The following is a 7,772-nucleotide window of genomic DNA, read 5'->3' as shown; positions in this document are numbered from 1 at the left end:
GCCGTCCATCTGGGCAGCACCGGTGATCATGTTCTTGATGTAGTCGGCGTGGCCCGGGCAGTCGACGTGAGCGTAGTGACGGTTGGCCGTCTCGTACTCGACGTGCGCGGTGTTGATCGTGATGCCGCGTGCTTTCTCTTCCGGAGCCGCGTCGATCTGGTCGTACGCCTTGGCTTCGCCGCCGAATTTCTTCGACAGAACGGTCGCGATTGCAGCCGTCAGGGTGGTTTTGCCGTGGTCAACGTGACCGATGGTGCCGACGTTCACGTGCGGCTTGGTCCGTTCGAATTTTTCCTTTGCCATTCTAGACTCCTAAGATCCTAACGATATTGAAAATTACCAGGCACACCTGACGGTCGAAACTGCCGACAGCCGTTTAAATTCTGGTGCCCTTGACGTGGATTGAACACGTGGCCTCTCCCTTACCAAGGGAGTGCTCTACCACTGAGCTACAAGGGCTTATTTTGAAACTGGAGCGGGTGAAGGGAATCGAACCCTCGTCATAAGCTTGGAAGGCTTCAGCTCTACCATTGAGCTACACCCGCGCGAGGTACGTCTCAGCTACAACATTCGATTCACTACACGATCCACGCATTTGGTGGTGGGGGCTGGATTCGAACCAGCGTACTCAGAGAGGGCAGATTTACAGTCTGCTGCCTTTAACCACTCGGCCACCCCACCGCGAAGAACCGCAGAGTATGAAGCAATATAAACACTTCGTCAACTGCTTTTGTTTGATCTGATCAAACTCAAACAGTGTCGTTGCTTCGGGGCGTGATTGTAGCGACCGGAGTACAAGTCCGCAAGGGCTGTTTGCAATAAACATGACTGGCTGATCCGTTGCAACGCTATTTACGCGTACACTGTGCATACGTCAAAGGGTGTTTCCCATGGACCTGAACCGCACGGGCACACACGAAAGGCACAGGCCCCACCCGTGGCTGGCCAATGTCGCGATCGTCGTCGTCTACCTCGGCACGCGCCTGCTCAGCCATGTCCTCGCCCTGCCGGCCGGGTATGCCACGCCGGTCTACCTGCCGGCCGGCGTCGGCTTCGCGTTGGCGGTCGTGTTCGGCTGGCGCGTCCTTCCCGGCATCGCCATCGGCGCCGTCCTGACGCACCTGCCCGACGGCTGGATCGACCCCGACACGACCGCATGGAAAGCTGTCACGGCGATGATTGTCGCCACGCTGGGCTCGGTGCTCCAGGCCTGGCTCGGCGCGCGCTGGTTCCGGCGCATGGCCGACCCGGCGCTCGGCACGGCGCGCGACGTCGCCCGCTTCCTCGCCCTGGCGCCCGTGTTCTGCCTCGTCAACGCCACGTGCAACATTGCCTCCCTTTACCGGCTGGGCCTGGTGACGGCCGCCGAACGCGCACCGAACTGGATCAACTGGTGGGCCGGCGACACCGTCGGCGTGCTGCTGGCGGCGCCGCTCGTGTGGATCGTGTGCGGACAGCCGCGCCAGCTGTGGCGGCGGCGCACGCGCCTCGTCGCCCTGCCGTTGCTGCTGGCGGCAGGCGTCGTCATCGTCGCCTATGAGCAGACCGTGCAGTGGGAACACCAGAAATACCTGCAGTCCTATCGCCTGAAGGCACAGCAGGTGGCAGACGAATTACAGGCGGAGCTGCGCGAGCACGAACGCTTCGTCGACACGTTCTCCCGCGCGCTCGGCAAGGAAGACCGCTTCATGGGGCGCGATCGCTTCCTGCGCACGGCCAGCGGCTATGTCGACGGTCGCCCCGAGATCGTCGGCATCGACTGGCTGGTACCCGTCACGAATGCGGAACGCACGACCTTCGAGGACTGGGTCCGCAAGAACGTCGATCCCGATTTCCCGGGGCTGCGCGACCTGAGCCCGAGCCAAACGCTTCACCCGGCCGGCACGCGCACACTCTACCTGCCGATGCTGTACACCTGGCCGCATAACAGGATGTTCGCGCGCGGCCTCGACTTCCTCGCGGCCCCCGGCCGCAGCGAGGCAGTGGCGCAGGCGCTGGTCAGCACCGATCCTGTTGCCACCGGTGCGATCACACTGTTCGCCACGGGTTCCGACGGCATCGCCCTGTTCCGCGTCGTCGGCGAACCGGGCCAGCCGCCGCTGGGCATGCTGACCCTGATCCTCGATACGCACACCTTCGTCCAGCAGGCCGTGAAGCGCGCCGGTTTTCCGGGCTTCGACGTCAGCCTCGCCGACACGACCAAAGGCGCCCCGCGTATGCTGGCGGGCGAGCCGAACCGCCACCCGAGCCGCGCCGATTACACGGTCCGGCTGGAGTATGGCGGACGCACCCTGCAACTGCGCTTTTCGCCGACGCCGGCCTACATGGAAGGCGAACGGGGGCTGGCCAGCTGGATCGTGCTGACGACGGGCCTGCTGCTGGCCGCTCTGCTGGGCGCGCTGATGCTGATCGTCAGCGGCGAACGCGCACAGATCGAAGCCCAGGTGGCGGACCGCACGGGGCGCCTGGAAGCGATCCTGGACAATGCCGCCGACGCCATCGTCACCGTCGACGCGCGCGGACGCGTAGAGGCCGCCAATCGCGCCACGGCGGCGCTGTTTGGCTACCCGGCGGCCCACCTGCCCGGCCTCCCGCTCACGACCCTGGTGCCCGGACATGGGGGCGACGACGGGCCGGCGGTGCTCGCGCGCCTGGCCCGGGCGCGGCCCGAAGAGCGCCATCTGGAAGGCCGCAATGCGCGCGGCGAGCCGTTGCCGCTGGCGGTGTCGGTATCCACCGTCGACCTGCCCGGCGAGCGCCTGTTCGTGTGCATCCTGCGCGACCTGACGGAGCAGCAGCGCGCACAGGCGCGCATCCACCGCCTGGCGCACCACGATCCGCTGACGGGCCTGGAGAACCGCCATGCGCTCGGCATACGCCTGGAGCAGCAGCTCGCCCAGGCACGGCGCACGCGGCAGGCGCTGGCGGTGCTGTTCATCGACCTGGACCACTTCAAGAAGATCAACGATTCGCTCGGCCACCAGGCCGGCGACCAGCTGCTGGTCGGCGCCGCCGCGCGCATGAAGGACCTGCTGCGCGACGTCGACACGCTCGCCCGCCTCGGCGGCGACGAATTCATTATCGTGCTGGGCGGCCCGCTATCCCCGGACCGGGTGTCGGCGGTGGCGATGCGCCTCGTGGAATCGCTGCGCCAGCCATATCGGCTGGGAGGAACGACGGCGCACAGCGGCGCCAGCGTGGGCGTCGCCCTGTTCCCCGACGACGGCACCGACGCGGACACGCTGCTGCGCCACGCCGACATGGCGATGTACGCGGCCAAGCACGAGGGCCGCGGCAATTTCCAGTTCTTCTCGCCCGCGATGAACGCGGCCACGCACGAGCACCTGATGCTGGAAAACCGCATGTGGGCCACGCTGGAAAGCGGCGGCTTCGACCTGTACCTGCAGGCCCAGGTCGACCTCGAGAGCGGGCGCGTGATCGGCGCCGAGGTGCTGCTGCGCTGGCACGACCCGGAGCTGGGCGACGTCGATCCCGGACGCTTCATCCCCATCGCCGAGGAATCGGGCCTGATCCTGCCGCTCGGCGACTGGGTGCTGGCGCGCACCATGGCCATGCTGGCCGAGTGGCAGGACGAGGGCCTGGACCAGCTGCGCCTGGCCGTGAACCTGTCGGCCCGCCAGTTCTCCGGCGACGCCCTGCTCTCGCGCCTGGACGAACTGCTCGAGGAGCACGCGATCGACCCGGCACGGCTGGAACTGGAGATCACGGAAACGGCCGCGATGCGCGACCCGGAAAACACGCGCCGCCTGCTGCAGCAGTTGCGCGCACGCGGGTTCAAGCTGGCCATCGACGACTTCGGCACCGGCTATTCCTCGCTGGCCTACCTGAAGCTGTTCGCGATCGACCGCATCAAGATCGACCGCGGTTTCGTGCGCGACCTCGAGACGAATCCGAACGATGCCGCCATCGTCGACGCGACCATCAGCCTCGCCCACGCGCTCGGGCTGGGCGTGATCGCGGAAGGCGTGGAAACGCACGCGCAATGGGACTTCCTGCGCGACCGGCGCAGCGACGAAGCCCAGGGTTATCTGTTCGGACGGCCGATGCCGGCGCGCGAATTCCGCGACTTCGTCAGGGCGCGAGAGCTGCCAGTACCTGGCCCTTGAGCGCCTTGATGAGGGCCGTCTCGTCGGGCGGCACGCCTTCCGGCGCCGTTTCCGTGCGGTCGGCGTAGAACAGGCCCAGCTGGACCTTGCCGATCACCAGCGGCAGTACGATGAAGCTCTGCGCGTCCGGCAGCAGCGCCTTGTGCCAGGCCGGCAGCAGGGCACGGATCTTGGCGCCGCGCGCATCCGAGATCATCAGGTCGGCGTCGTTTTCCATGGCCAGGTAGAACAGGTCGCGGCCGGACTTGTCGCCCGGCGCGGCCAGCGGGAACGCGAAGCCCTCCTGCACGCGCGCCTGCGTGAGGCCGAACGAGACACGGGCCCGGTACTGGCCGGCGCGCACGTCCTTGAGCACGACCGTCGCGAAGCGGAAGCCGAGCGCCGTGTACAGCGTCTCCAGCACGGCCAGCACGACGTCGTTGACCTTGTTCTCGCCCGAGGCGCGCATCTGGGTGACATCCTGCACGCCGGCCAGCAGCAGGTCGCGTGCGTTCTTCGGCTTGCCGCTCGGGTAGCTGCCCTGCTCTTCCTCCTCGCCGGCGCCGAGGGTGGCCAGCAGCAGCACGTTGGGCAGGCCGCCCTTGTCGTCCTGCGGCGCGCGGCGCGGCATCGGTTGCAGGTTCATGCTCTGCAGGAGGCTCTTCAGCTCGAACGCCACCGTCTCGAACAGCTCGTCCAGCTCGGGCGCACCGATGTTCAGGGCGGCGCCATAGCGCACCAGCAGCGCCTGCGCCTGCGGCGAGTCGGACGGCGTGGCGGTACTGCCCAGCACGCGCGCGACGTCCACGCTGAACGACGCCACCTGGCGCATCCACTCGCCGCGGTTGACGGCCAGCTTCAGTACGGGGCCACCGTCCAGCGGGCGCTGGGCGCGCGTGATCACGTCCGGGATCTTCCACTCGCCCAGCACGGTCTCGGACAGCGCATCGAAGCTGCAGCCGAGGATCATCTGCGCGGCCTGCGCATCCGTATGCTTGCCGGTGGCGATCAACGCCTGGATCTCGCGGTAGCGGTCATGCTCGTGCGACGCCACCAGCAGCGCACCGAGATTCTTGAACAGCGCGGCGATCGACGCCTCCTCGGCGCCCTGGTAGAAACTGTGGCGTGCCATCTCGCGGCCGACGAGGCTCGCGCACAGCGACGCTTCCAGTTCCATGCGCACGCTGTACGCATGATCGCTGCTGGCCAGCGCGTCGACGAGCAGCATCGCCAGCGCGACGGTGCGGACGTTGTCGAAGCCCAGCAGGGAAATCGCACGCGACACGGTCGTGACCGACGTACCGGACGCGGTACGATAGCGCACCGTGTTCGCCAGGCGCAGGATGCGCTGGGTCAGCGCGACGTCGGACAGCACATAGTGCGCGAGGTCGTGGGTGCCCTGGTCGTCCGACGTGGCCATCTGCACGACGCGCGCGATGGCGCTGCCGAGCGCGAACATCTCCTCGTTGCCGCAGACTTTCTGCAGCAGCGCGGCGCGGACGCGGCGCCCGTCCGGCGGCGGGCCGGGGTTCTGGTTCGTCATGATGTTCAGCCGGCCTTCTTCACGCGCGGACTCTTGTCGTATTTCTTGAGGATCTGCCGGTGCAGTCCGGCCAGCGCGGGCAGCTTGGGATTGACCGGATCGAGGCGGCGCACGCCGGCGATGTAGTCGCTGGCCTGCTGGCCGAGGCGCTCGTCCCAGCCATCGTGGTCCAGGCATTTCAGGATCGCCAGCGCGGCGTTGAACACGACCTGCGGATTGTCCGGCAGCTTGGTCGCCGCTTCCTGCATCAGCACGACGGCAGCCTTGTAGTCGCCGCTCTTCGCCTTGGCGGCGCCGGTGGCGACCAGGTCGACCACCTGCTGACGGCTTTCCATCGCCAGCTTCTGCGCCATCTCGGCCTGTCCGGCCTTCTCGAACACGGCCATCGCGCGCGCCACCGCGGCGCCGTTCTGCGCATTACGCATCACGTCGCGCACGACTTCCGCCGCGCCCTCTTCCATGCCGTTTTCGATGCAGGTGCGCGCCAGCTCCAGCTTGATGTCGGGCCGCAGGTCGGGCGCATCCTTGCTGGCCGCGAGCGCCGTCGTCAGCGACTCGGCCAGGCGCGCCTCGTTGCCCGTGTATTCGTGCACGAGGCTCGATGCGATCGCGCTGCACAGCGGCGTGTGCTTCTGGAACGCCATCGATTTGTCGAGGTCGCGGATGACGGCCGCGGCCTGCACGGGATCGCCCTTGCGCACGAGCGTCTGCACGAGGCGCACGTGGTCCTGCGGGTCCTTGAACTCGGAGTATTTCGCCTTGCTGACGACCTGCTTCAGGATCTTCTCGGCCGTCTCGTGGTCGCCCGCTTCGAGCGCCGTCTCGCCCAGTTTGCGCAGCCGGCGCACGGCGTGCGGCGAGACCGCCACCGCCTCTGTCAGCACGGCCTGCGCGGCGTCCAGCGCGCCGATCGCCTCGTGGGTGCGCGCCAGCCAGTCATAGGCGTCGACGAAGTTCGCGTTGGACTCGACGAGGTCCTCGAGCATGTCGCGCGCCTCGTCGTAGCGCTCGCGCAGGAACAGGGTCTTGGCCAGGCCCAGGCGCGCCCAGGCGATGGCCTTCCTCTCGACCAGCTGGCGGTAGATCGGCTCGGCCTCGGCGGGTTCGCCGAGGAACATGTGCAGCTCCGCGCGCAGGCGCATGAAGTCGACCAGGTAGCGCGGATGGCGGGCCTCGCCCTCGACGCAGGCGCCGATCGCCTCGCGCTGGCTGCCCGCCTCCATCAGCTCGTACACGGGCAGCAGCGCGTTGCGCCGCTCCAGCCCGCGCGCGACGCGTTCGAGCAGGCGGTCGGCCGTGAACGGTTTCAGGATGTAGTCGGTGGGCGCCAGTTCGGCGGCGCTGACGACCTTGCCGGAATCGCCTTCGGCCGTGACCATGAAGAACATGGTCGACAGCGGCATCAGCTTGTGGTGGCGCACGTCCTCGAGCAGTTGCTGGCCGTCCTGGCCGCCTTCCAGCGCGTATTCGCAAAGGATCAGGTCATAGGGCTTCGTGCCGAGGTGCTTGACGGCCTGGTTCGAGCTGCCGACGTGGTCGATCTTGCTCAGGCCGCACATGGTGAGCATGTTATGGATCGTCGAGCGCATACCGGCATGCGGCTCGATGATCAGGGCGGTGAGGCCGTCAAGTTCGTTCATATCCCGGTTTTCCGTCATGGGCCTGCTTGGTCTACCGAGTATATTACGTCCAGGGAACTAATTTCTTGAATTCTGCGCGCAGCTAATGTCGCAAAAAACCACACTTCTGGTCACACGAGGACCGGCACGCGTCAGGCGCCGGGCTGGCGGGCCGCCGCCTGGCGCAGCGGCGCGTGCTGGCCGTTGACGCATTCGGGGCGGGCGCCGCCGATCATGATGTTCTGGTAACGGACTTCGTACTTACCGGCCGACAGCTTATCGATCAGGAATTTGGCGCGGCCCAGCACATAGGCGTGGCGCACGTTCGAGCGGCGGTCCAGGTCGTAGATCTTGACGAGCACGGGCGACGGATTGTTGCTGTTGTCGACCAGCACCTGCATTTCGTCGCCCTGGTTGCCGAGCGGATAGCCATCGATATAACCGGACTGCGCCGGCCACGGATCGCCCGTCGGCGCGACCTGGGCCTGCAGGTCGGTATCGCAA

General features: G+C 67.0%; 4 protein-coding genes, 3 tRNA genes and 1 pseudogene. 1 reads left to right on the top strand and 7 read right to left on the bottom strand.

What is annotated here, in order from left to right; genetic code table 11:
• The 4 genes from AC1DYX_RS25075 to AC1DYX_RS25060 form a co-directional block, all read right to left on the bottom strand.
• Window positions 1-303 (bottom strand): GTP-binding protein (locus AC1DYX_RS25075; RefSeq protein ID WP_477263922.1); only part of this gene is annotated, 303 nt, incomplete at its 3' end.
• An 81-nt stretch (window positions 304-384) separates the two neighbouring features.
• Window positions 385-459 (bottom strand) — tRNA-Thr (locus AC1DYX_RS25070).
• A gap of 12 nt (window positions 460-471) precedes the next feature.
• Window positions 472-545: transfer RNA gene (locus AC1DYX_RS25065), tRNA-Gly, on the bottom strand.
• A 51-nt stretch (window positions 546-596) separates the two neighbouring features.
• Window positions 597-681 (bottom strand) — tRNA-Tyr (locus AC1DYX_RS25060).
• A gap of 209 nt (window positions 682-890) precedes the next feature.
• On the opposite strand from AC1DYX_RS25060, the gene AC1DYX_RS25055 reads away from it, so the two are divergent.
• Entirely contained in the window at window positions 891-4,127 is a 3,237-nt protein-coding gene (locus AC1DYX_RS25055; protein ID WP_477263920.1) for an EAL domain-containing protein, read from the top strand.
• Here AC1DYX_RS25055 and AC1DYX_RS25050 read toward each other — a convergent pair.
• From AC1DYX_RS25050 to AC1DYX_RS25040, 3 genes and pseudogenes are all read right to left on the bottom strand, one after another.
• Window positions 4,093-5,649: an HDOD domain-containing protein gene (locus AC1DYX_RS25050; RefSeq protein ID WP_477263918.1), complete on the bottom strand. Its 1,557-nt coding sequence runs from the start codon at window positions 5,647-5,649 to the stop codon at window positions 4,093-4,095. The genes AC1DYX_RS25055 and AC1DYX_RS25050 overlap by 35 nt on opposite strands.
• A gap of 5 nt (window positions 5,650-5,654) precedes the next feature.
• Window positions 5,655-7,289 (bottom strand): tetratricopeptide repeat protein, encoded by a 1,635-nt coding sequence (locus AC1DYX_RS25045; protein ID WP_477263916.1) that lies wholly within the window; start codon window positions 7,287-7,289, stop codon window positions 5,655-5,657.
• A 131-nt stretch (window positions 7,290-7,420) separates the two neighbouring features.
• Window positions 7,421-7,772, bottom strand: a pseudogene (locus AC1DYX_RS25040) (J domain-containing protein); the annotation flags it as partial.

The organism is Massilia sp. P2_C2, assembly GCF_056404615.1.
The sequence above is the reverse complement of the archived record's forward strand: the minus strand, read 5'-3'. Positions and strand labels throughout refer to the sequence as shown.

Bases quoted from the DNA above. Each gene is read 5' to 3' on its own strand.
- AC1DYX_RS25055 (WP_477263920.1), top strand. From the start codon at position 891: ATGGACCTGAACCGCACGGGCACACACGAAAGGCACAGGCCCCACCCG.
- AC1DYX_RS25045 (WP_477263916.1), bottom strand. From the start codon at position 7,289: ATGAACGAACTTGACGGCCTCACCGCCCTGATCATCGAGCCGCATGCC.
- AC1DYX_RS25050 (WP_477263918.1), bottom strand. From the start codon at position 5,649: ATGACGAACCAGAACCCCGGCCCGCCGCCGGACGGGCGCCGCGTCCGC.